At 61.5% G+C, this 19,662-nt stretch carries 25 protein-coding genes and 2 tRNA genes; 17 read left to right on the top strand and 10 right to left on the bottom strand.

Features of this window, described 5'->3' with window-relative positions; genetic code table 11:
- Positions 1 to 41: 41 nt before the first annotated feature.
- The 5 genes from NKH13_RS30915 to NKH13_RS30895 all read left to right on the top strand — a co-directional run bounded on the left by NKH13_RS30915 (position 42) and on the right by NKH13_RS30895 (position 3,985).
- On the top strand, positions 42 to 1,325 hold the full coding sequence (locus NKH13_RS30915; protein ID WP_352715556.1) for an ROK family transcriptional regulator: 1,284 nt from the start codon (positions 42 to 44) through the stop codon (positions 1,323 to 1,325).
- A 191-nt stretch (positions 1,326 to 1,516) separates the two neighbouring features.
- Positions 1,517 to 1,717, top strand: coding sequence for a CsbD family protein (locus NKH13_RS30910; RefSeq protein ID WP_023719429.1), 201 nt, complete (start codon positions 1,517 to 1,519; stop codon positions 1,715 to 1,717).
- Positions 1,718 to 2,519: 802 nt separating this feature from the next.
- Positions 2,520 to 2,771, top strand: a complete 252-nt coding sequence (locus NKH13_RS30905) for a hypothetical protein (protein WP_352916616.1) — start codon at positions 2,520 to 2,522, stop codon at positions 2,769 to 2,771.
- Between the two features lie 260 nt (positions 2,772 to 3,031).
- Positions 3,032 to 3,307, top strand: a complete 276-nt coding sequence (locus tag NKH13_RS30900; protein ID WP_352715562.1) for a hypothetical protein — start codon at positions 3,032 to 3,034, stop codon at positions 3,305 to 3,307.
- 84 nt (positions 3,308 to 3,391) lie between these two features.
- Entirely contained in the window at positions 3,392 to 3,985 is a 594-nt protein-coding gene (locus tag NKH13_RS30895; protein WP_352916615.1) for an SOS response-associated peptidase, read from the top strand.
- A gap of 97 nt (positions 3,986 to 4,082) precedes the next feature.
- Here the strand turns inward: NKH13_RS30895 and NKH13_RS30890 are convergent, their stop codons facing one another.
- Positions 4,083 to 4,628: a group I truncated hemoglobin gene (locus tag NKH13_RS30890; RefSeq protein WP_352715566.1), complete on the bottom strand. Its 546-nt coding sequence runs from the start codon at positions 4,626 to 4,628 to the stop codon at positions 4,083 to 4,085.
- Positions 4,629 to 4,762: 134 nt separating this feature from the next.
- Here NKH13_RS30890 and NKH13_RS30885 point away from each other — a divergent pair, with 134 nt between their 5' ends.
- Positions 4,763 to 4,951, top strand: a complete 189-nt coding sequence (locus tag NKH13_RS30885) for a hypothetical protein (RefSeq protein ID WP_352916613.1) — start codon at positions 4,763 to 4,765, stop codon at positions 4,949 to 4,951.
- 773 nt (positions 4,952 to 5,724) lie between these two features.
- Here NKH13_RS30885 and NKH13_RS30880 read toward each other — a convergent pair.
- Positions 5,725 to 5,799: transfer RNA gene (locus tag NKH13_RS30880), tRNA-Thr, on the bottom strand.
- Between the two features lie 160 nt (positions 5,800 to 5,959).
- Here NKH13_RS30880 and NKH13_RS30875 point away from each other — a divergent pair.
- The 10 genes from NKH13_RS30875 (at position 5,960) to NKH13_RS30830 (ending at position 11,945) form a co-directional block, all read left to right on the top strand.
- Positions 5,960 to 6,166, top strand: a complete 207-nt coding sequence (locus tag NKH13_RS30875) for a hypothetical protein (RefSeq protein WP_352916611.1) — start codon at positions 5,960 to 5,962, stop codon at positions 6,164 to 6,166.
- Positions 6,167 to 6,325: 159 nt separating this feature from the next.
- Positions 6,326 to 7,618 (top strand): UDP-N-acetylglucosamine 1-carboxyvinyltransferase, encoded by a 1,293-nt coding sequence (murA, locus tag NKH13_RS30870; RefSeq protein ID WP_023677408.1) that lies wholly within the window; start codon positions 6,326 to 6,328, stop codon positions 7,616 to 7,618.
- A gap of 94 nt (positions 7,619 to 7,712) precedes the next feature.
- A complete protein-coding gene (locus NKH13_RS30865; RefSeq protein WP_352916610.1) occupies positions 7,713 to 8,147 on the top strand; it encodes a DUF2948 family protein in 435 nt (144 codons plus the stop codon).
- 4 nt (positions 8,148 to 8,151) lie between these two features.
- The gene (gene hisD, locus NKH13_RS30860) at positions 8,152 to 9,444 is read left to right on the top strand and encodes a histidinol dehydrogenase (protein ID WP_352916608.1); all 1,293 of its coding nucleotides are present in this window, start codon (positions 8,152 to 8,154) and stop codon (positions 9,442 to 9,444) included.
- Positions 9,445 to 9,446: 2 nt separating this feature from the next.
- Positions 9,447 to 9,932 (top strand): UPF0262 family protein, encoded by a 486-nt coding sequence (locus NKH13_RS30855; RefSeq protein WP_352916606.1) that lies wholly within the window; start codon positions 9,447 to 9,449, stop codon positions 9,930 to 9,932.
- Position 9,933: 1 nt separating this feature from the next.
- Positions 9,934 to 10,401 carry an arsenate-mycothiol transferase ArsC gene (locus NKH13_RS30850; protein WP_292663983.1) on the top strand — a complete coding sequence of 156 codons (468 nt, stop codon included), beginning with the start codon at positions 9,934 to 9,936 and terminating at the stop codon, positions 10,399 to 10,401.
- 89 nt (positions 10,402 to 10,490) lie between these two features.
- Positions 10,491 to 10,709, top strand: coding sequence for a translation initiation factor IF-1 (gene infA, locus NKH13_RS30845; RefSeq protein ID WP_006200926.1), 219 nt, complete (start codon positions 10,491 to 10,493; stop codon positions 10,707 to 10,709).
- A 25-nt stretch (positions 10,710 to 10,734) separates the two neighbouring features.
- Entirely contained in the window at positions 10,735 to 11,364 is a 630-nt protein-coding gene (locus NKH13_RS30840; protein WP_352916604.1) for a Maf-like protein, read from the top strand.
- Positions 11,361 to 11,552, top strand: a complete 192-nt coding sequence (gene yacG / locus NKH13_RS30835) for a DNA gyrase inhibitor YacG (RefSeq protein ID WP_352916602.1) — start codon at positions 11,361 to 11,363, stop codon at positions 11,550 to 11,552. Before NKH13_RS30840 ends, yacG begins: the two co-directional genes overlap by 4 nt.
- A gap of 317 nt (positions 11,553 to 11,869) precedes the next feature.
- A tRNA-Phe gene (locus NKH13_RS30830) sits at positions 11,870 to 11,945 on the top strand.
- A gap of 180 nt (positions 11,946 to 12,125) precedes the next feature.
- Here NKH13_RS30830 and ggt read toward each other — a convergent pair.
- The 8 genes from ggt to NKH13_RS30790 all read right to left on the bottom strand — a co-directional run bounded on the left by ggt (position 12,126) and on the right by NKH13_RS30790 (position 18,930).
- Positions 12,126 to 13,718, bottom strand: a complete 1,593-nt coding sequence (ggt, locus tag NKH13_RS30825) for a gamma-glutamyltransferase (RefSeq protein WP_352916600.1) — start codon at positions 13,716 to 13,718, stop codon at positions 12,126 to 12,128.
- Positions 13,719 to 13,739: 21 nt separating this feature from the next.
- Positions 13,740 to 14,459 carry an ABC transporter permease gene (locus NKH13_RS30820; protein ID WP_352916648.1) on the bottom strand — a complete coding sequence of 240 codons (720 nt, stop codon included), beginning with the start codon at positions 14,457 to 14,459 and terminating at the stop codon, positions 13,740 to 13,742.
- The gene (locus NKH13_RS30815; protein WP_352916598.1) at positions 14,456 to 15,169 is read right to left on the bottom strand and encodes an ABC transporter permease; all 714 of its coding nucleotides are present in this window, start codon (positions 15,167 to 15,169) and stop codon (positions 14,456 to 14,458) included. The genes NKH13_RS30820 and NKH13_RS30815 overlap by 4 nt, the downstream gene beginning before the upstream one ends.
- Before the next feature lie 69 nt (positions 15,170 to 15,238).
- The gene (locus NKH13_RS30810) at positions 15,239 to 16,084 is read right to left on the bottom strand and encodes a transporter substrate-binding domain-containing protein (RefSeq protein ID WP_352916596.1); all 846 of its coding nucleotides are present in this window, start codon (positions 16,082 to 16,084) and stop codon (positions 15,239 to 15,241) included.
- 84 nt (positions 16,085 to 16,168) lie between these two features.
- Positions 16,169 to 16,840 (bottom strand): GntR family transcriptional regulator, encoded by a 672-nt coding sequence (locus tag NKH13_RS30805; protein ID WP_352916595.1) that lies wholly within the window; start codon positions 16,838 to 16,840, stop codon positions 16,169 to 16,171.
- Positions 16,841 to 17,344: 504 nt separating this feature from the next.
- Positions 17,345 to 17,722: a VanZ family protein gene (locus NKH13_RS30800; protein WP_352916593.1), complete on the bottom strand. Its 378-nt coding sequence runs from the start codon at positions 17,720 to 17,722 to the stop codon at positions 17,345 to 17,347.
- A 646-nt stretch (positions 17,723 to 18,368) separates the two neighbouring features.
- Positions 18,369 to 18,719: a DUF6894 family protein gene (locus NKH13_RS30795; RefSeq protein ID WP_352916592.1), complete on the bottom strand. Its 351-nt coding sequence runs from the start codon at positions 18,717 to 18,719 to the stop codon at positions 18,369 to 18,371.
- A gap of 19 nt (positions 18,720 to 18,738) precedes the next feature.
- Positions 18,739 to 18,930 carry a DUF3606 domain-containing protein gene (locus NKH13_RS30790; RefSeq protein WP_352464919.1) on the bottom strand — a complete coding sequence of 64 codons (192 nt, stop codon included), beginning with the start codon at positions 18,928 to 18,930 and terminating at the stop codon, positions 18,739 to 18,741.
- 425 nt (positions 18,931 to 19,355) lie between these two features.
- On the opposite strand from NKH13_RS30790, the gene NKH13_RS30785 reads away from it, so the two are divergent.
- The gene (locus NKH13_RS30785) at positions 19,356 to 19,655 is read left to right on the top strand and encodes a DUF1236 domain-containing protein (RefSeq protein ID WP_352916590.1); all 300 of its coding nucleotides are present in this window, start codon (positions 19,356 to 19,358) and stop codon (positions 19,653 to 19,655) included.
- Positions 19,656 to 19,662 lie beyond the last annotated feature (7 nt).

The following is a 19,662-nucleotide window of genomic DNA, read 5'->3' as shown; positions in this document are numbered from 1 at the left end:
GCTGGAGTGGCTCTGCGGGAATGAATGGGGAGGCGCGGATTTTGTCCGGAAAAGGTAGCAATTCGGTCAAAGTGCGGCATTACAACGAGCGCTTCGTGCTTGATGCCATTCGCCGCCTGAAGGAGGCATCCAAGTCCGATCTGGCGCGCGCCGCAAATCTGACGCCGGCCGCGGTCGCCACCATTGTCGACGGGCTGGAATCGTCCGGATTCGTAAAGCAAGTGGGGAAAAGGTTCGGCCAACGCGGATCGCCATCCACTCTCTACCGACTTGCACCTGAGCGTATCTACAGCGTCGGCATCAAGATCGGCCGGCGCGCGCTGGACGCCGTGCTCGTCGATTTTGCCGGCGAGGTCCGCTCTCGCGAGTCGCACGAATATCGCTTTCCGGATCCCGACATGGTGCTCAAGGCCGGCAACATGTCGCTGGCCAATTTCGACAAGCTGGTCGAGAGGCTTGGCGATGCCAGCATCGTCGGCGTCGGCATCGCCTCGCCATATTTCCTCGGCGGCTGGAGCGAAGAGCTCGGCTTTCCCGACGACCTCGGCAGCCGCTGGGAGGCAATCGATCTGACGACTTTCTTCGCCACAAAGCCGAAGACCCCGGTCTTCGTGGAAAACGACGCGTCGTCGGCCGCACTCGCCGAACTCATCCAGGGGACCGGCGCGCGGTTCCGCGACTTCATGCATATCTCGATCGACACCTTTGTCGGCGGTGGACTGGTGCAAGGCGGCAAGGTCCATACCGGGCCGCACGGCAACAGCGCCGCGCTCGGTCCTTTGCCGGTCTCGCCTTCAAGCCTCGATTCGGTGGCGGCCAAGCCGGCGCGCTACCAGAGCCTGCTGCATCGCGCTTCGATCTATGTGCTGGTCAATCATCTCAAATCGCGCGGCATCGAGATCAACCGCGTGCGCGAACTCGACCCCTTGCCGCCGGGCGCGCGCGAGCCGCTGTCCGAATGGATCGACGATTGCGCCAATGCGCTGGTCGAGGCGATCATCGCCATCACCTCCGTCATCGACATCGAGGCGATCGTTCTCGACAGCATCCTGCCGCGGCCGATCCATCTCGAGCTGCTGGCAAAGGTGCAGACCCAGTTCAACAGGATCAGCGCCATCGGCATCGTGGCCCCGGAAATCGTATCGGGACAATTCGGCCCCGAGGCTTCGCCGATCGGCGCGGCGATGCTGCCGTTCTCGGCACTGTTGGCGCCCGACAGCGGCGTGCTGATGATCGGTAAGGACAGAACAATGCTGCCGGGCAGCCTTTCGAGGCTCGCCAGCCAAAGCCAGCCAGCAAGAAGCTCGGCGACTTCAACGGGATAGGATGGCGCTGCAAGAGAGCATCAAGCTCCGGGCATCATCAATGTCAGCTCGCAGTCCGGCACGGGCACGGCGGGCTTTTTGCGCCGGCACCGGAACTTTTAGCGGCTGCTAATCTTCATTCGTAACAACATTGAAATGCCGATCGGTCCGCGCTCCGCTTCAGTACGGGCCCAGGAAGCAAGGAGGAACATATGAACTGGGATCAAATCAAGGGAAAATGGACGCAGTTCAAAGGCAAGGCGAAAGAGCAGTGGGGTGACCTCACCGACGATGATCTTGATCGCATCGAGGGCAACCGAGACCAGCTCTTGGGACGTATCCAGGAGCGATATGGCATCGCCAAGGAAGAGGCAGAGCGCCAGGTTGATAACTGGTCCAGAAGCATCAGCTGAGCCTTGGACGCAACGCCGCCTGCTACCCCACCACCGGGGTGAAACTCTGCGTCGCCTGCCGTGCCGCTGGTGCGGCGGGCGCTTTCGACCAGCGAGGCCCGTCAGGAACCTTTAGCCGCATCTAATGTTCTACTTGCGTGGTGGGCTTCGCCTCGGCGTGTGCACAGCCCGGAGACGAAGGAGTGCAATCATGAACAACATTATCTGGCTGGTCGGCGCCATTGTATCGTAATCGCCATTTTGAGCTTTTTGGGTCTTCGATAGCCTCTTAACCCTCTCCTCGACCTCTTCGATTCGGCAACGGCTCCCCTCTCGGCGCGGCCTCACTGCCCGTTGCGCTCAAGCAGGTCAGACTTAGGTCCCAAGCAAAATACTCGAGGATTGGACCGAAGCCCCGGCTGAGGAACGTAGCCCGCCGGCGCACGTTGTGGTGAGCTTTGGCGCGACGAAGATGCGTCCGGGCGGAAGAGTTCAAGCCAGGGAGGAGAGGCCCGACGCTCCGAACGAGCGTCGGGCCTGGGCGTAAATGCAAACCATCAGCAGACTGTTCAATTCCCATGCCCAGGCAGCACGTGCCGTTGCCAGGCTTCAGGCTGCCGGGATTCGTCGCCGGCAAATTAGCGTCGTCGGATCTTCCAATGACAACGACGAACCGATCAGCGTTGCTGGATATTACGACGATGAGGTGAGCGTCCTCTGGCGGGGTGCGATTGCTGGTGCCGCACTTGGCGCGACGGCTGGTCTGTTGGCCGGTTTTAGCGCTTTTGGAGCTCAAGGCGTTGATCCTGCGGGGATGACCGGCATGGCCCTGGTCGGTGCGGCGTGGGGCGGCTTTGCCGGCGTGCTTCTCGGAACTTTCGCCAATTTTGCCCAGAAGCCGCGCAAGCCGAAGATCGCAGAGGGTGTCGTGCTAGTGATGGCCCGCGTCGATGAAAAGCAGGTCGGCGCCGCGCATATGGTGCTCCGGAGTTCCGCGGAGATGCCTGCCGGGCCGATGAAGAGGAGCGCTTTGTCAAATTCAAGCCGGCTCCGCGTCCGATCTGGTGCCCGATGAAGTTTGTTTCGCGAAACGGGAATTCAAGCCGGAAACGCCCGACGAAAGCTTGATAAACCAACACTTTGGAGGCATGCGGGCTGCTTGCCGTCGTGCTGTCCCTTATTCTTACCGTTCTGTTGGCTGGTCTCATCCTTGGCTGAACCCATGCCCTTGCCATCGGCGACACGGTGCCGAGCTCCGGCAAATTGGCAACTGGCGAAGGTGTGGCCAGTTCGAAGGATTAAACCATTCGTGCTAAGCGTTAATAGCTTGTAGCCATGGGAGAGGACGCCAACGTGGACAAACGGGCTGAAGGAGACGCCGAGAAATTCGCTCGAGGCGAGTTCGAGCTCAAAGCCGAACGATATGGCGTGAACGCCTTTCTTCTCGTTGTCGAACTTGTAAATCTGCTGGAAAAGCGCGGAACGATCAGCAGCGACGACGTCGCGAAAATAGCCGAGGCCGCAGCACTTGCCGTTGCCGCATCCAGTCAACCTGACATGAACAGCATCAATCTGTTGCAGGCCATCGCTGCCGCACGCCGGCCCAAATAGGCTTATATCAAATCCGCCAGCAATCGGCGCGAACCGATAAACGCTATGTTGAACTGATCTCGGTCGAGCGTACGGAGCCCTTTAATGTGCAATGACTACGAGCAGCACATCGCCTGGGCCGAATACTGCCGGATGATGGAATCGCTGGCGCTCAATATCCCCAGCCATCAAACCGAACCGGATCTGCCGCAGGCGGATGACATCCACATCAACGACCCCGCGCCTGTAATGCGCGCGGCCGGCGACACAATCGAACTGGCGTCGATGACGTTCGGCTTTCCTCCGGCCGGACCAAAAGGCGGACCTCTATTCAACTTTCGCTCCGAGGGCCGACAGTTCGGCAACAGCAAGCGCTGCCTCGTTCCGGCCTCGGCATTCTTCGAATTCACGGGAACGAAGTATCCAAAAACCAAGCACAGATTCACGCTGGATGGCCATTCGTTCATGGCGATTGCCGGGCTGTGGCGCGAGGGTGTCGGCAACAAGCCGCCGACGTTCACGATGCTGACGACCGAGCCAGGGCCGGATGTCGCGCCATATCACAACCGGCAAGTGGTTGTGCTCCCGCCATCGAACTGGGCGGCCTGGATCCATCTGACGAAGTCCGAGGCTGAACTCTTGCGACCGCTGCCGGAGGGGTCGCTCAGTGTGGAAACAGCTCGGGCAGGTTCGGAGTAGGAACCATCGGATAATTGCCCGCTGAGCTGCGGCCGCGCCGCATAGTCACGGCGACGCGCGCCATGCTCAGATCGAATGCCCGCACGATATAAGCGCTTCAGCCCCGCTTGACGTAGCCGGCGGTGACCTCGTCTTTGTGGGCGGCGAAAGCTTCCAAGACTTCGGTTTTCTCAGGCTTCGGAATTTTGAAATGATCCAAGGTCCGCCCGAGTTCCGCTGCGACCTCATCGAATTCTGCGGGGGAAATCCGCAGGTCGCGATGCGCCTCCTCGAGGCCGAGCGGCGTCGTGCCGGGCTTGGTGGCGACGAACTTGAAGGGCCCGCCAGAAACGTCGCAGACCCACAGCGTGCGCATGAACTTGAGGCCGGGCAACCTTTCAAGGTTCTTGGTGTGCCATTTGCGCAATTGTGGGTTCTTCGACTTCTTGCCGACGATCGGGTTCTTCACTACGGCGTCGCTGAAATGATCGATCACCGCCGCGATGGCGAACACACCCCCCAGCCGCTCGTATAGAGTTTTCTCAGATGTGGTTTTCTTGGCCTGGGCGAGCGCGTTGTCGGCAGGCAACACCGCCGTCGATGCGGCGGCCAGTGCCAGCCCGGCGACAACACTTCGTCTTGTCAAAGAGGTCGAAATTTTCATCCCTGGTTCCCTTCGAGGTTAGGCCAGAGCAAGCCGCAGCCTGTCTGGCGGGCTTCATGAAGTGACATGCGGACACTTTGCCGTATTTTAGCATCGTCTAAGGAACTAACGAGCCCTTCGCCCGAATTATTCCGATGGACGGCATTGTCATGGTCGACATGCGTCAAAAGGGGGAAGGCCGCGCGGATGAGGAAGGCTTAAGCACGCGTCGCTGCACGCGGCAGAGGTCGCGAAGCCACTTCGGCCGCATCGGCGGCCCGATCGATGTTGCGGGCACCGTAGTGTTCCTGGCCTCGCTGGCGACGGCCGCCTGCGGCCAATAGCCTGTGCTTTTCGAAGATCGCTAGCTTCTGCGGATAGGTGATCCGCACCTTCGCGTTGCACCCGTCGCATTTGAAGTGCGCGATCGTTCTTAGTGCGGAGCCCTTTCTTACCGCCGGATGCGAGCAATCCGGACATTCGAATGTGAGCGCGACATCCGATAAGTCTTCGGCTAAGCCCATTTTCATCCCCTTCGCAGGCTCGGTGGCTACACTCTGGCGAGTCTCAATGAGCAATTCAGATGCCAAACGGCTGTGCCAAAGCGGGACTAGACCAATTCGCCTCGGAACGCCGCCAAGCTAGTGCGCCTTCTCTGTGCCTTTTGAGCGACGAAGAGACCTAACTTCCTCCAGCAGTTCGCGCTCATTGGTAGTCAGGTTTCGGAAGATTGCGACAATCATCACCGCCAAGGCTTCGGCATCCAGGCTTAGAGGGTCAATGTGTTCATCTGTGCAAACCTGATCAAACACGCGTTCACAAATAGCCAAATCGTGAGGGCTGAGGCGAGTGCGATTGAAACGCTGGCGCGACATTTGCGAGCCTTCGAGGCCCGCTGCCGTGCACAAAATGCGCGCCCTACCAAGAAACGCGAGTCATTGAGTGATTGTTCCCGACTGGAGCTTTGTTAAGCCGCCTGCAGCAGGGGCAGACCAGAATGCTTTCCCCGCGCGCATCATGGCGCATGCATCGATCGCTTCAGTGTGGTTCGAATGATGCTGGAGTCTGCCCGGGTACTAGCGACCAGTTGGCGCTGACAGGTGCATGCTGAATTTGCTGGTGCTGCGAGAGAGGATTGAACTCTCGACCTCTCCCTTACCAAGGGAGTGCTCTACCACTGAGCTACCGCAGCCGCCGATGGCGGGGCTTCTGCCATATCGAACCGGCAAGCGCAAGGCCAAGACAAATACGGGTTGAAAGGCCGCACCGGGCGATCGTTGCGGACATGGCCGTGCCACAATGTTGGCTATCCCTTGATCCGCACCGGCGGTTCGCCGGCCGGGGACGGAACGATGAACGACAAGATAGTTTCTCCGAACAAGGATGGGCCACCGAAGAAGGATGGTTCAGCGAAAAAGGCCGGAACGGGCCGCAAGGACCGGCTGGCCGAGCAGCTGCGCGCCAATCTGCAGAAGCGCAAGGCGCAATCGCGGTCGCGACGGACCGGCGACGCCGACAAGCGGCCGGACGGGCTGCAGGCGGTGATGAACGAAGATTAACGCGAATCGGCTATGTTGGTCGCCGGTACTTTTGGCCAAGTCAGCGTGGGCCAAAGTGGGGAATAGCCTGTTTCTTGAACCAAGCCGGCCAATGGTCTAGATGGGCCGCAACAGACTCAACCGATTTAAACCGGCCTTTCGGCCGAGGGGACGCTCTTCATGGATCGCATCAGAATTGTCGGCGGCAACAAGCTTGCCGGAAGCATCCCGATCTCGGGCGCGAAAAACGCCGCGCTGCCGCTGATGATCGCCGCACTTTTGACCGACGACACTCTGACGCTGGAAAACGTGCCGCATCTGGCCGATGTCGAGCAGCTGATCCGCATCCTCGGCAATCACGGCGTCGACTATTCAGTCAATGGCCGCCGCGAAAAGCAGCAGGAAGGCTATTCGCGCACCATCACGTTCTCCGCCCGCAACATTGTCGACACGACGGCGCCTTACGAACTGGTGTCGAAGATGCGGGCCTCGTTCTGGGTGATCGGGCCGCTGCTGGCCCGCATGGGCGAGGCCAAGGTGTCGCTGCCCGGCGGCTGCGCCATTGGCACGCGCCCGGTCGACCTGTTCCTGGAAGGCCTGCAGGCGCTGGGCGCCGATATCGACGTCGACACCGGCTATGTCATCGCCAAGACCAGGAACGGCCGGCTTGTCGGCAACCGCTATGTGTTCCCGAAAGTCTCGGTCGGCGCCACCCATGTGCTGATGATGGCGGCCTCGCTGGCCAAGGGGGAGACGGTACTCGAAAACGCCGCGCGCGAGCCCGAGATCGTCAACCTCGCCGAATGCCTCAACGCCATGGGCGCGAAGATCTCCGGCGCCGGCACGGCGACCATCACCATCGACGGCGTCGAGGCGCTGTCGGGCGCCCGCGTCAGGGTGATCCCCGACCGTATCGAGACCGGCACCTATGCGATGGCGGTGGCGATGACCGGCGGCGACGTCGTGCTGGAAGGCGCGCGGCCCGACCTGTTGCAGACGGCGCTCGACATCATTTCGCAGACCGGCGCCGAGATCACGCAGACCAATTCCGGCATCCGCGTCAGGCGCAACGGCGCCGGCATTTCGCCGGTCGACGTGACGACGGCGCCGTTCCCGGCATTCCCGACCGATCTGCAGGCGCAGTTCATGGGCCTGATGACGATGGCCAAGGGGAAGTCGCGCATCACCGAGACGATCTTCGAAAACCGCTTCATGCACGTCCAGGAGCTCGCCCGGCTCGGCGCCCACATTACCCTGTCCGGCCAGACGGCGATCGTCGACGGCGTAGCGAAGCTCAAGGGCGCGCCGGTCATGGCGACCGATCTTCGCGCCTCGGTGTCGCTGGTCATCGCCGGCCTTGCGGCCGAAGGCGAAACCACGGTCAACCGCGTCTACCATCTCGACCGCGGCTTCGAGCGGCTGGAGGAAAAGCTGTCCGGCTGCGGCGCGGAGATCGAGCGCATTTCGGGCTAGAGCCTTTCCGCAAGGCTTGCGGTCCGGTTGCGCGGATCGCCAAGACCGCCTAACAGAAGGCCAAATGTAAAACCTTCGCAGGTGCGAATTCCGCATGAATGGCCTTAAGCTTGTCGCGCTCGACGATCAGGATTTGAGCATCATCTCGGCGCATGTCCAGGATGCCGTCATGAAGGTCAGCGATCTCGAATACCTGCCTTCGGTCAAGCGCTTCGTGCTGACCATGAACCGCTTTGTCTGGGAGGCGAAATCCGGCTTCTTGCGCCGGCACAATGAGCGGCGGCAGGCCGTGCTGCATTTCGACCGGGTGCTCGGCGCCAAGACCAGCGGCATTGCCCGCGACAAGCCCGACGAAGCGCTATCGCTGCTGGCGATCAGCTTTCTCGCGCTCGACAAGCCGGCCGGCATCGTCGAGCTGATCTTTTCGGGCGGCGGCGCGATCATGCTCGATGTCGAATGCATCGAGGCGCGGCTTGCCGATGTCGGCGGCGCCTGGGAAGCGACGTCGCGCCCGGTCCACAGGGTTTGAGCCGATGGCCGTCACGCTTCGCCAGTCCGACGCCGATTTCGAGCAGCGCTTTGCCGCGTTCCTGCTGACCAAGCGGGAAGTCTCGGCCGATGTCGACGCCGTGGTGCGCGAGATCATCGCCAAGGTGCGCGCCGAGGGCGATGCGGCGCTTATCGGGTACACGCAGAAATTCGGCGGCGGCGACCTGGCCGAGCTCGGCATCGCCGTCTCCAGGGACGACATTGCCAAGGCTTACGATGCAGCCGATCCGCAGACGGTCGGGGCGTTGAAATTCGCGCGCGAGCGCATCCGCGCCCATCACCAGCGGCAGCTGCCGCAGGACGACCGCTACACCGATGCCGCCGGCGTCGAGCTCGGCTCGCGCTGGACGGCGATCGAGGCCGTCGGGCTCTATGTGCCGGGCGGCACGGCGAGCTATCCAAGCTCGGTGCTGATGAACGCCGTGCCGGCCAAGGTCGCCGGCGTCGAGCGCATCGCAATGGTGGTGCCGGCCTCCGGCGGCGAGGTGCCGCCGCTGGTGCTGGTGGCAGCCGACCTTGCCGGCGTCTCCGAAATCTACCGTGTCGGCGGCGCCCAGGCGATTGCAGCCCTTGCCTATGGCACCGAGACGATAAAGCCCGTCGCCAAGATCGTCGGCCCCGGCAATGCCTATGTCGCTGCGGCCAAGCGCCAGGTATTCGGCACGGTGGGCATCGACATGATTGCCGGGCCTTCGGAAGTGCTGGTCGTGGCGGACGGCAGCAACGATCCGGACTGGATCGCCGCCGACCTGCTCGCCCAGGCCGAACACGACGTGTCGGCGCAGTCGATCCTGATCACCGACGACCGCGCGTTTGGCGCAGCGGTCGAACAGGCGGTCGAACGCCAGTTGCAGCACCTGCCGCGCGGAAAAACGGCGGCGGCGAGCTGGCGCGATTTCGGCGCCGTGATCCTGGTGCCGACGATCGAGGCAGCACTGCCGCTGGTCGACCGCATCGCGGCCGAACATGTCGAGCTTGCAATCGACGACCCCGAGGCTTTCCTGGCGCGGATGCGCAATGCCGGTGCGGTGTTTCTCGGCCGCCACACGCCGGAGGCCATCGGCGACTATGTCGCCGGCTCCAACCACGTGCTGCCGACGGCGCGCTCGGCGCGTTTTTCGTCCGGGCTTTCGGTGCTCGATTTCGTCAAGCGCACCTCGGTCCTGAAGCTCGGGCCGGAGCAATTACGGGCGCTGGCGCCGGCGGCGATCACGCTGGCCAAGGCGGAAGGGCTCGATGCGCATGGTCGCTCCGTCGGCATCCGGCTGAACATGTAGAAATGTCCGACTACGACCAAACCCGCGCCAGGCTGATCGATGTCGAGCTCGACGAGACGATCGGCCGTTCGACGCCCGATGTCGAGCATGAGCGGGCGGTGGCGATCTTCGACCTGATCGAGGAGAACCGTTTCCAGCCGGTCAATGACGACGGTGCCGGGCCATACCGGCTGAAACTGTCGCTGGCCGAGTCGCGCCTGGTGTTTGCGGTGGCGCGCGAGGACGGCGCATCCGTGGTCACCCACATCCTGTCGCTGACGCCGCTTAGGCGCATCGTCAAGGATTACTACATGATCTGCGAAAGCTATTACGATGCCATCCGCACCGCGACGCCCAGCCACATCGAGGCGATCGACATGGGCCGGCGCGGCCTGCACAATGAAGGCTCGCAGACGCTGATGGACCGGCTTGCCGGCAAGATCGAGATTGACTTCGACACGGCGCGCCGGCTGTTCACGCTGGTTTGCGTGCTGCACTGGCGAGGCTGAACTGGCCGCCCCGCTGCCCCGCCCGATCCTGCCCCGCTCGATCCTGTTTGTCTGCGGCATGAACGCCGTGCGCTCGCCGATGGCCGAATTGCTAGCGCGCAAGGTGCTTCCGCCCACCACCTTCGTCGCCTCGGCCGGGGTGCGCGGCGGCGAACGCGATCCGTTCGTCGATGCCGTGCTGGCCGAAGAAGGGCTGTCGCTGGGCGAACGGCACCCGAGAACGATGGACGACCTCGAGGACGACTATTTCGACCTGATCGTGACTCTGGCGCCGGAAGCCCACCACACCGCGCTCGAGCTCACCCGCTCGCTGGCCGTCGAAGTCGAGTATTGGCCGATGCCCGACCCGACCGGCGTCAGCGGCACGCGCGAGCAAATCATGGCCGCCTACCGCGACGTGCGCGAGCGGCTGAAGGCGCGGATCGGCCGCCGTTTTCTCGGCAACGGGGCTGAAAACGCCGCGGATTAAGCATGTTCACAAGCGGACGTTTATCATATAGGTTCCGCGCAACTTTCCGGCCGGGGCGCTGGAAGTACCCATCCAAGCAAAGGTATCGAATGCCGAAGGAAGAAGTCCTCGAGTTTCCGGGTGTCGTGACGGAACTGCTGCCCAACGCGATGTTCAGGGTCAAGCTCGAAAACGAACATGAAATCATCGCCCATACGGCCGGCCGCATGCGCAAGAACCGCATCCGCGTTTTGACCGGCGACAAGGTCCTGGTCGAGATGACGCCCTACGACCTGACCAAGGGCCGCATCACCTACCGCTTCAAGTAAGTTCAAGGACCCGGCCGGGATCGCGATGGGCATTTTGCAGAAGCTCGTGCTTGCCTCGGGTTCGCCGCGCCGGATCGAGCTGCTGCAGCAGGCCGGCATCGAGCCGGACCGTGTGCTGCCGGCCGATGTCGACGAGACGCCGCTGCGCGCCGAACACCCGCGCTCGCTGGCCAAGCGGCTGGCGACACAGAAGGCCGAAAAGGCGCTGGCCTCGCTGAAGACCGAGACGGACTACGCGCCGAGCTTCGTGCTGGCCGCCGACACGGTGGTTGCGGTGGGGCGGCGCATCCTGCCCAAGGCCGAGACGCTCGACGACGCCGCCAACTGCCTCGGGCTTTTGTCCGGCCGTTCGCACCGCGTCTATTCCGGCATCTGCCTGATCACGCCGGGCGGCAAGCAGCGCTTGCGGCTGGTCGAGACCAGGGTGCGCTTCAAGCGGCTGCCGCGCGAGGAGATCGAGGCCTACATCGCGTCGGGAGAATGGCGCGGCAAGGCCGGCGGCTATGGCGTCCAGGGGCTTGCCGGCGCCTTCGTCGTCAAGCTTGTCGGCTCCTACACCAACGTCGTCGGCCTGCCACTCTACGAGACGGTAGCGCTTTTGAGCGGCGAAGGGTTTAAGGTCCACGCCAACTGGCTGTCGGGTACGCGGCTATGAGCGCGGACGACAAGGTCACGCCGCTGCGGCCCAAGCGGCCCTGCCCCGAATGCGGCAAGCCATCGGCGCGCGAAACCTACCCGTTCTGCTCGACGCGCTGCAAGGACATCGACCTCAACCGCTGGCTGAAGGGGGTCTACGTCATCCCGGGTCGCGACGACGAGGACGACAACGACGACCAGAAATAGCGCCGTCCGCCTGCGGTTTTCCACAAGCTTGGGGCGGCTTGCCCGCCCTGACCGCGCCGGTGAACCGGCCCGCATTGAGGGCAAATCGTTTCTGCCTGAAATCAATATCCAGCCTGTTCCACCCGGATAGAATCGGACGGAACAGGCTCTGGCGTTTTGTTTGAGCAAGATCTTTTCCGAAAACCGGATTCCACTTTTCGGGATCATGCTCTAAGCGCTGGACAGGCCGAATTCCCGTGCTATAACCCACGCGCTTTCAAGGGGTGCCGACGGCGCTTTCATGAACCCGGTGTGCAGATTGCCGCCCGCCGGAGCAGGCCCAGATAGCTCAGTTGGTAGAGCAGCGGACTGAAAATCCGCGTGTCGGTGGTTCGAATCCGCCTCTGGGCACCATTTTTTCCCTGGCCCGGAGACATGGGTAACAGTTTGTGACGATCTCGCGCCGAGCGAATTGTCGATGGCGTGCAAGAATTATCTGGCGTGGGACCATGGCGCCAGCGACTCCTGCTTGCCGGTCAAATGTCGATGAAGAACGTCTTCAGCGCCTTGGATCCCGCCCTGGCCACAACCGCTCTACAGACCGAGGGCGCAGCCGTCCTTGCGCGGCTCGGAACCACCCAGCAGCGTCCCGTTTGCCCAATCGATGCGAATAGCCTGGGCACCGCCGATCGGGTCCGTGGCAGGAATGATTTCGAAACCGCGCCGGCTAAGTTCAGCTGCGGTTTCGCCAGCGAGCCCGTGTTCGGCCTGGACGTTCATCGTGCCGCTGACGGGGGCGACCCGCGGCAGATCGATCGCCTCCTGCAGATCCATCCCGAAGTCGAGCACCTTCGTCAGCAGGTGCGCGTGGCCCATTGCCTGGTAGTAGCCTCCCATGACGCCGAAAGGCATTTCTGTCCGGCCGCCTCTCGCAAGCATCCCGGGTATGATGGTATGCAAAGGTCGCTTGTTCGGCGCCACTGCATTAGGGTGCCTGGGGTCAAGCGAAAAGCTTTGCCCGCGATTGTGCAAGACGACACCGGAGCGTGGAGAGACCAGGCCCGAGCCAAAGCTGTCGAACACCGAGTTGATGAAACTGACCGCATTGCGATCCTTGTCGACAACGGAAATATAGACCGTGTCGCTGTGCAGCGGCATATCGAACGCCGGCAGGTCCGCGCGGGCGCGCTTTAGGTCGATCATGCCGGCCAGATGATCGGCCCAAGCATTCGACAACATGTCGGCCACCGGCACCTCGGACGTGTCGGGATCGGCGACGAGCAGGTCGCGCGCGGCGTAGGCGAGGCGTGTCGCTTCAATTTCCAGGTGAAGCCGGTCCGCGGATTGCGGATCGCCGTGAGCTTCGAAGCGCGAGAGGATATTTAGAATCAGCAGCGCGATCACACCCTGGCCATTCGGCGGACATTCGAACACATCGCGGCCTCGAAACGCCGTGCTGATCGGGGTCACGTACTCGCCTGTTGCCGAGGCGAAATCTTCGAGTGTGTGCAATCCGCCGAGCCCACGAAGATAGGCGACCATGTCTTCGGCCACAGGGCCAGTGTAGAAGGCCTCTCGTCCTTTTTTGGCGATCAGCCGCAGCGTTGCAGCCAACTCAGGCTGGCGATGCACTTCGCCAACGCCTGGCGCGCGACCGTTTGGCAGGAAAATCCTTTTCGCGGTAACATCGGAGGCCAGAAGTTCTTCTTCCAGCGCCCAGTCACGATGGACCCGCGGTGAAATGGCGTAGCCTTCCTCGGCGAAACGTATAGCAGGGGCCAAGATTTGATCGAAGGGCATATGCCCATGATCAACGTGCAATTTGGTCCAGGCATCGATCGCTCCCGGGATGGTGACAGAGCCAGGAGAATTGCGGGCCACCTCGGCCATGCCACGTTCGAGGAACCAGTCAATTGTGAGGGCGGCGGGTGTCCTGCCCGATCCGTTGTAGCCGATGACCTCACCGGATCCGTTTCGCGACAGAAGAGCGAAGCAATCGCCTCCAATGCCGGTCGAGGCTGGCTCGACGACACATTGCATTGCGCAGGCTGCGATGGCGGCATCCATGGCGTTGCCGCCGGCCGCCATGATCTCCACCGCCGTCAGGGTCGCAGACGGATGAGAGGTGGCGGCCATGGCCTCGCGTGAAACGACGACCGAGCGCGTTGGTTTCTCAAAATTTCGCATGCTATGCCCTTCTGATCGTGCTCAAGAGGCGACGTCGCTCATCGTCGAGGGGCGGTGCCGCAGATGCCGCGACATCCAGTATTCGAGTGCCGCCAAGGCACGGATGATCGCGAAATTCAAAGTGAGATAAATGGCGCCCGCGCAGATGAAGACTTCAAAGGCGCGGTAGGTCTGTGAGATCAATCCCTGGGCAATTCCAGTCACCTCCATCAAGGTCACGATGGAGGCCAGAGACGTGCCCTTGATCATCAGGATGATTTCATTGCCGTAACTCGGCAGCGCCTGGCGAAAGGCCAGCGGCAGGATAACATGCCGATAGGTCAGATAGGTGGACAGGCCGACAGACCGGGCCGCCTCGACAAGGCCGCGTGGCACCGATTGAATCGTGCCGCGGAGGATTTCGCTGCCATAGGCGGTGGTGTTGAGTGTCAGCGCGATGATTGCGCACCAGTAGGGTTCGCGGAAAACGGCCCATAGTCCAATTGCCGACAGTTGGTGCCGGAACTGACCAAGGCCATAATAGGTCAGAAAAATCTGCACCAGCAGGGGCGTGCCCCTGAACACGGCAACGAAGCCACGGATCGGCAAGACGACGAAGGGCGATTCCGATTGCTGGGCAAGCGCCAATGTGACGGCAAGAACGAAGCCGGCAACAATGGAAGTCAGGGCCAGTTCCATCGTAAGCGGCAGGCCGGCGAGGAGCTTCGGCAGGATTTCGAGGAAAAAACCGAAATCTATCATGCCGACCGGACGCGCCACGGCGCCTTTCGTTCCAGACGGTAAAAGGCATGGCCGGTGACGGAAGCGATAGCCAGATAGAGCAAGGCTGCAGCAATGTAGAAGATGAATGGTTCACGAGTCGAACCTGCAGCGATCTGTGCCTGGCGCATCAGTTCAACGAGGCCGATTACCGATATCAGGGACGAGTCCTTCAGAACCAACTGCCACACATTGCCGAGACCTGGCAGCGCGTATCTCAGGAGCTGGGGAAAAATAACCTGTCGCAGCCGCTGCAGCCGGTTGAGACCAAGCGCGCAAGCGGCATCGTGCTGTCCTTGGTCAACGGCGAGGTAAGCCCCTCGATAGACCTCGGCTTGATAGGCGCCCGAGATGATGGCGATAGCCAAGGTTCCAGTGGCAAAGGCCGGAACGCCGACGAATCCGGACCCGCCCAGGCTATGACCAAGCGAGGTCAGGGCGACGCTTCCTCCATAGTAAAGCAGATAAATGGTCAGAAGGTCGGGCACGCCTCTGAAAACGGTGCAATAGCCAAGGGCCAAGAACCTCAATACCTTGGAGTTGCGGAGACGCCCGGCCGCTGCCAGCCCGCCGAATACAGCGCCAAGCGCAAAGCCCAGCACAGACAGAAGCACTGTAACCCAGGCCGCCACGAGAAGAGCCGCCCCCCAACCTCCGTGCTGGAAACCAAGCAGCCGGAATGCGTCAACCATTGATACCCCCAGCAGGGCGAACGGCTCAACTCCGGAACGGGTCAGGAATGGCCGTTCGCCGACAAGCGCCTACTTGACTGGAGTGACGTCGCTCTGGAGCCATTTAAGCGACAGGGTTTTGATCGTGCCATCGGCGATCGCGCCGTCGATGGCCCCGTTGAGCATGTCTTTCAGCTTGGTGTCCTCTTTGCGGATACCGGCACCGGAGCCAAGACCGAAGAGCCCCCCGTCAAATCCTGGTCCTGCAAGCGTATAGTCGCTGAACTCCGGTTTGCTCAGCGTGGCGGCCAGCGCTGTCTGCTGTGCGAAGAGCGCGTCGATGCGACCCGCGGCAAGATCGAGATCGTGTTGCTCGGTGGTCTTGTATTCGCGAATCTCGGCGACGTCCGAGAAGTACTTTTTTACGAATTCCAGGTTCGCCGTTGCAGCCTGAACTCCAATGATCTTTCCCTTCAGCAATGGCTTGAGCTTGTCGATTGCCGCCTGCGCAGAGGCGTCATTCTCCAGCTTGAACCGCTCATTGGAAATGCCGAGCTTGCCCAGTTCGCTATCCTTTGCGACCGCGAAACCTGAGGGATCCACCGCATATGGCTGGGTAAAGTCGATGATCTTCAGACGTTTTTCAGTGATGAACATGCTCGCCATGATCACGTCGAACTTGCCGACGGTCAGCGCGGGGATCATGCCGTCCCAGTCCTGTGCGACGATCTTGCACTCGATCTTCATTCGCCCGCACAGATCATTGGCGAGATCGACTTCGAAGCCGTCCAGTTTGCCGTCGGCAGTTGTGAAATTCCAGGGCGCGTAGGCTCCTTCGGTGGCAATGGTAATTGCCTTTGGCGTTTCTTGTGCAACGGCGGCCTGGACCAGGCCGAACAGAACCGACGCAATGGCTGCGATGCGGCTAATTTTCATGTCATTCTCCTCTTTTGCCGGTATGGCAGTTCCCTTTCGTCGTGCCGGATTATCTTCCGGCTTCAACGAGTTAGATGGTATTCTCTAGCGGCGGCCGGGACTTGCGAAGTTGGCCAGAAGGGGCGCCGTCTCGACGATATGATCCCGCATGACGATCTCTGCCTTGCCGGCATCACCTGACCGCAACACCTCAATCAGGATCTCGTGCTCGGCGCGCGCGCTCGCGGGTTTGTCGACATAGTCGAACCAGATGCGCAGGTAGGGCTCGATCACGACGTGCAGGCCGGCAATCTGCCGGACCAGCTTGGGTCTGTTGCTCAATTGGCAAATCTGCAAATGGAAGGCCTGATGGCGCACGACCCAGTCGCTGCTGCCGGTTTGGCTGGCGCGCTCCATCCGGTCGAGCTGGCGTTCCAGTTCTTCAAGCACATCGACATCGATGTGCGGCATGGCAAGCCTCACCGCCAGCCCTTCGAGCACCGAGCGCATTTCAAAGGTTTCATAGATCTCATCGAGGGTAAGCCCGGCGACGATGCAGCCACGGTTCGGGCGAATGACCACAAGACCTTCCGCGGCCAGCTGGCGGAATGCTTCGCGAACCGGCATGCGGCTCATGCCGATTTCCGTCGCGATCTCTTCCGGGATCAGCCGGTCCCCAGCCCGATAACGCCCCATCCTCAGGGCGCGCTGAATGTGGCGATAAGCCTCCTCCTCGGCGGTCGTGATGCCCGACGGCTCGATTGCGTCTGCTGCCATATCCTTGGTCCGATCCGAGCGTATCCGTGTATCCACTTATCCAGCTGTCGCGACCTGTGTCAAGCACCGAAGCTTGCACGCGTTAGAATTTCTCTTGTGAGAATAACCACTTGGAAGGGAAATGGGGCAAGCACACCGTGATCAGCCGCTGATCGACCTATTTGACGGCGTCCGGCAAAAAGGCCCGCCGCTCCATTTGCGAAGCGGCGAGGCCCCATATTCGGGGACATTGCCGGGATTCCCCGGCATTGCTTACAATGCAATTCAGGTGCCAGAATTGTTGACCCAAAACGGGTCACCGCACCGGAGGCGCGAGCGCGGACCTTCCGCGATCACGCTACTGCCGCGCATTGCCATTCCTGCTATGTTACTTTCTGGCGGACCTGATTTTTCCGCTGGCCGGCGCCCCATCAGGCAACTTACCCCAACGCGCCCCCCAAGTGGCGCCGGCCATTTTCCCCTTATTGGGGCACGGACGCGCCGATTCCGTTATGCGCTTTCGAGCTATGGCAATCCGCCGGCGAGCCGCTTTGTCCAGCCTGCAATTGTCAGCCCGCCCGCCATTCCCGCGCAGTCGGCCACCCAGTCGAATAGATCCGGGTCGCGCCCTATCAGTTGCACGGCCTGAAGCCCCTCGATCGCTGCGCCCGTGAGAACGAGGAGCACGATCAGCTTCGCCTTGTGTTCCGGCCAGCCGAGACTTCCGAGAGCCGCCAGGACGACGAAGGCGGCGGCGTGATTGAGCTTGTCGTGATCAAACGTGAAAGCCAGGCCAAGACCCTGCAGCAGCTGCTCCGGCAAAAGGGCGAACAGCAGAACGCCGGCAAACGCGGCGGGAAAGGCAATCCTTGCCACGATCTGATAAGAATCCAGGCGCAACAAGGATAGAATGGCCTTTCGTCCGAAATCTGCAGGGACACCGCTGAATCGAGAGCGAGCGCAGCGTCCAATCTCCGCCGTCCGGGCGTCCGGTGCATCGTCAGAATGAATGAATGCCCCGGTTCAGCCACTGGACAGGCCGGGCTCGTGGCGAGTGCTCTGCAATGGTATAGCTTCCGCGATCACGCAATTACCTGCTGCGCCAGCGCGGCTACTATCTGGCTGCGGCGGACCTGATTTCCGCTTGGCCGGCGCTGCGTCGGGGCACCTTACCCATGCCACACGAAGCGGCGCCGGCCAGAATTCCACCGGTTGCGTGATGACTGACTCGCGTCAAAAAGCCCGCCGCCCTGTCGGACGACGGGCTCCGTTGCCTGGGCGCCAGGGCGCCACGGTAGCGACTGAGGCTACTAATGCTCCCGCAGGTTTCCAATATGCTGCTGCTGGACGGCGTTGCGCATCAGCTAAACAAACGAAGCCCGCGCCTCTGGCGGAGGGCGCGGGCCGACCGGGTTGCACCCCGATCTGCAGCAGAAACCCGGGAGGTTCCCGCTGCTTAAGATAACAATTAGAGACTTCTAATGTTCCCTTTGGGGAAGATGCCGGCTGCGCCAGAAATCTAATGATCGGCGCGATCACGATCGAGGCGTCAGTTCGTGCGCAAGTCGATCTGGAAAATCCGCTCGTCGAGGTGCCGCGTTTCGACAGCAAAGGTCAAAGCCACTTCGAGGACCAGACCGCCACGGTCGTCCCGGACTTTGACTGCAATTCTGCGATGAGGAAGGCCATCCCTGGCCATCTCGGCCAATGTGCGAAGAGCTTCTTTCCTGACCAGCGGGAAATCGACATATAGCGTTCCCTGATCGTCGGAATAGACGATTCCGTCTTCATCGGAATCGAAGAAGTAACGGGGCATTGCGCTTGGCCGAAGCGGCGGCATCCGGGCACGTTGTCGATAGCTGGCCGGATCTCGGCCGATCGTGATCAGTGCCTTTTCCACCGTTGGCTTCGCCGGCATCTCACTTGCGCGCGCGCAATGCCTTCACCGCCTGCGAGAGGATCATCCGGTCGCCACCGGTCCTCTTGATCAGCTTGCTCACCTGGCTGGGCGAAACACCATTTTTCCGCGCGAAATATTCGACCTCATAATACTCATCCGCCGAAACGCGATTGCGGTCGCTAAAGTCTCGCTTGCTCTTGTCGTCGGCCATTTCTCTTCTCCTGGCCCCTTCTCTTCGCTTCAGGGGGTCAACTTTGGTCAGAAGCACGCAGCAATTTGAGGGTTCGCCCGCCACAAAGTGACGCGCGAACCCTATCGGCGCAGGAAGGGACAGGGCTGCGCAGATGCCGGGTTCGATCGGAATGGAACAGCCAAGATCGGTGCGAGCAACCGTCGACTTTTTCCATGGAATCCTCCCGGAACGTGCAGCCAGCAACGGCCACGCGCCGCCGCGGTTCCGGGTCAGGCGACAAACTCACCCTTTGCGCGCAAGGATCAGACTTAGGTCCTGCGGCGACATGTCGGTTGGTCCCTGCCGGGCGGGACCGAAGCCCCGTCGACGGAACGTTTTCAACTGCCTTCCGTTCGAGTGAGCCTTGGCGCGAAGAGCGGACCGAGTTCGCAAAGGAGACGACTATGAGAATGCATTTTTCCACCGCGGTGGCGGGACTGTTGCTGCTGGCAGGCGTCGGCGCCGCTGCGGCGCAAGACGTTGTCATCGAGCCGGAGCAGGAAACGGTCATCAAGGAGTATGTGAAGAAGCAGCCGCTGGCCTCGGTGAAAATCCCTGGGGTGGAGCTCAATATCGGCTCGACGCTCCCGGACACCGTCGAGCTTCGTGAGGTCCCGAACGTCAAATATCGTTATGTCGTCATTGACAACCGCACAGTTGTCGTCGACCCAGGCACGCGCAAGATCGTCAAGGTCATCGAGTGACGTGAAA

This window comes from Mesorhizobium sp. M1348 (genome assembly GCF_040317925.1).
GTDB lineage: Bacteria > Pseudomonadota > Alphaproteobacteria > Rhizobiales > Rhizobiaceae > Mesorhizobium.
Note: the sequence above shows the minus strand (reverse complement) of the source record. Positions and strands in the feature narration are given on the sequence as shown.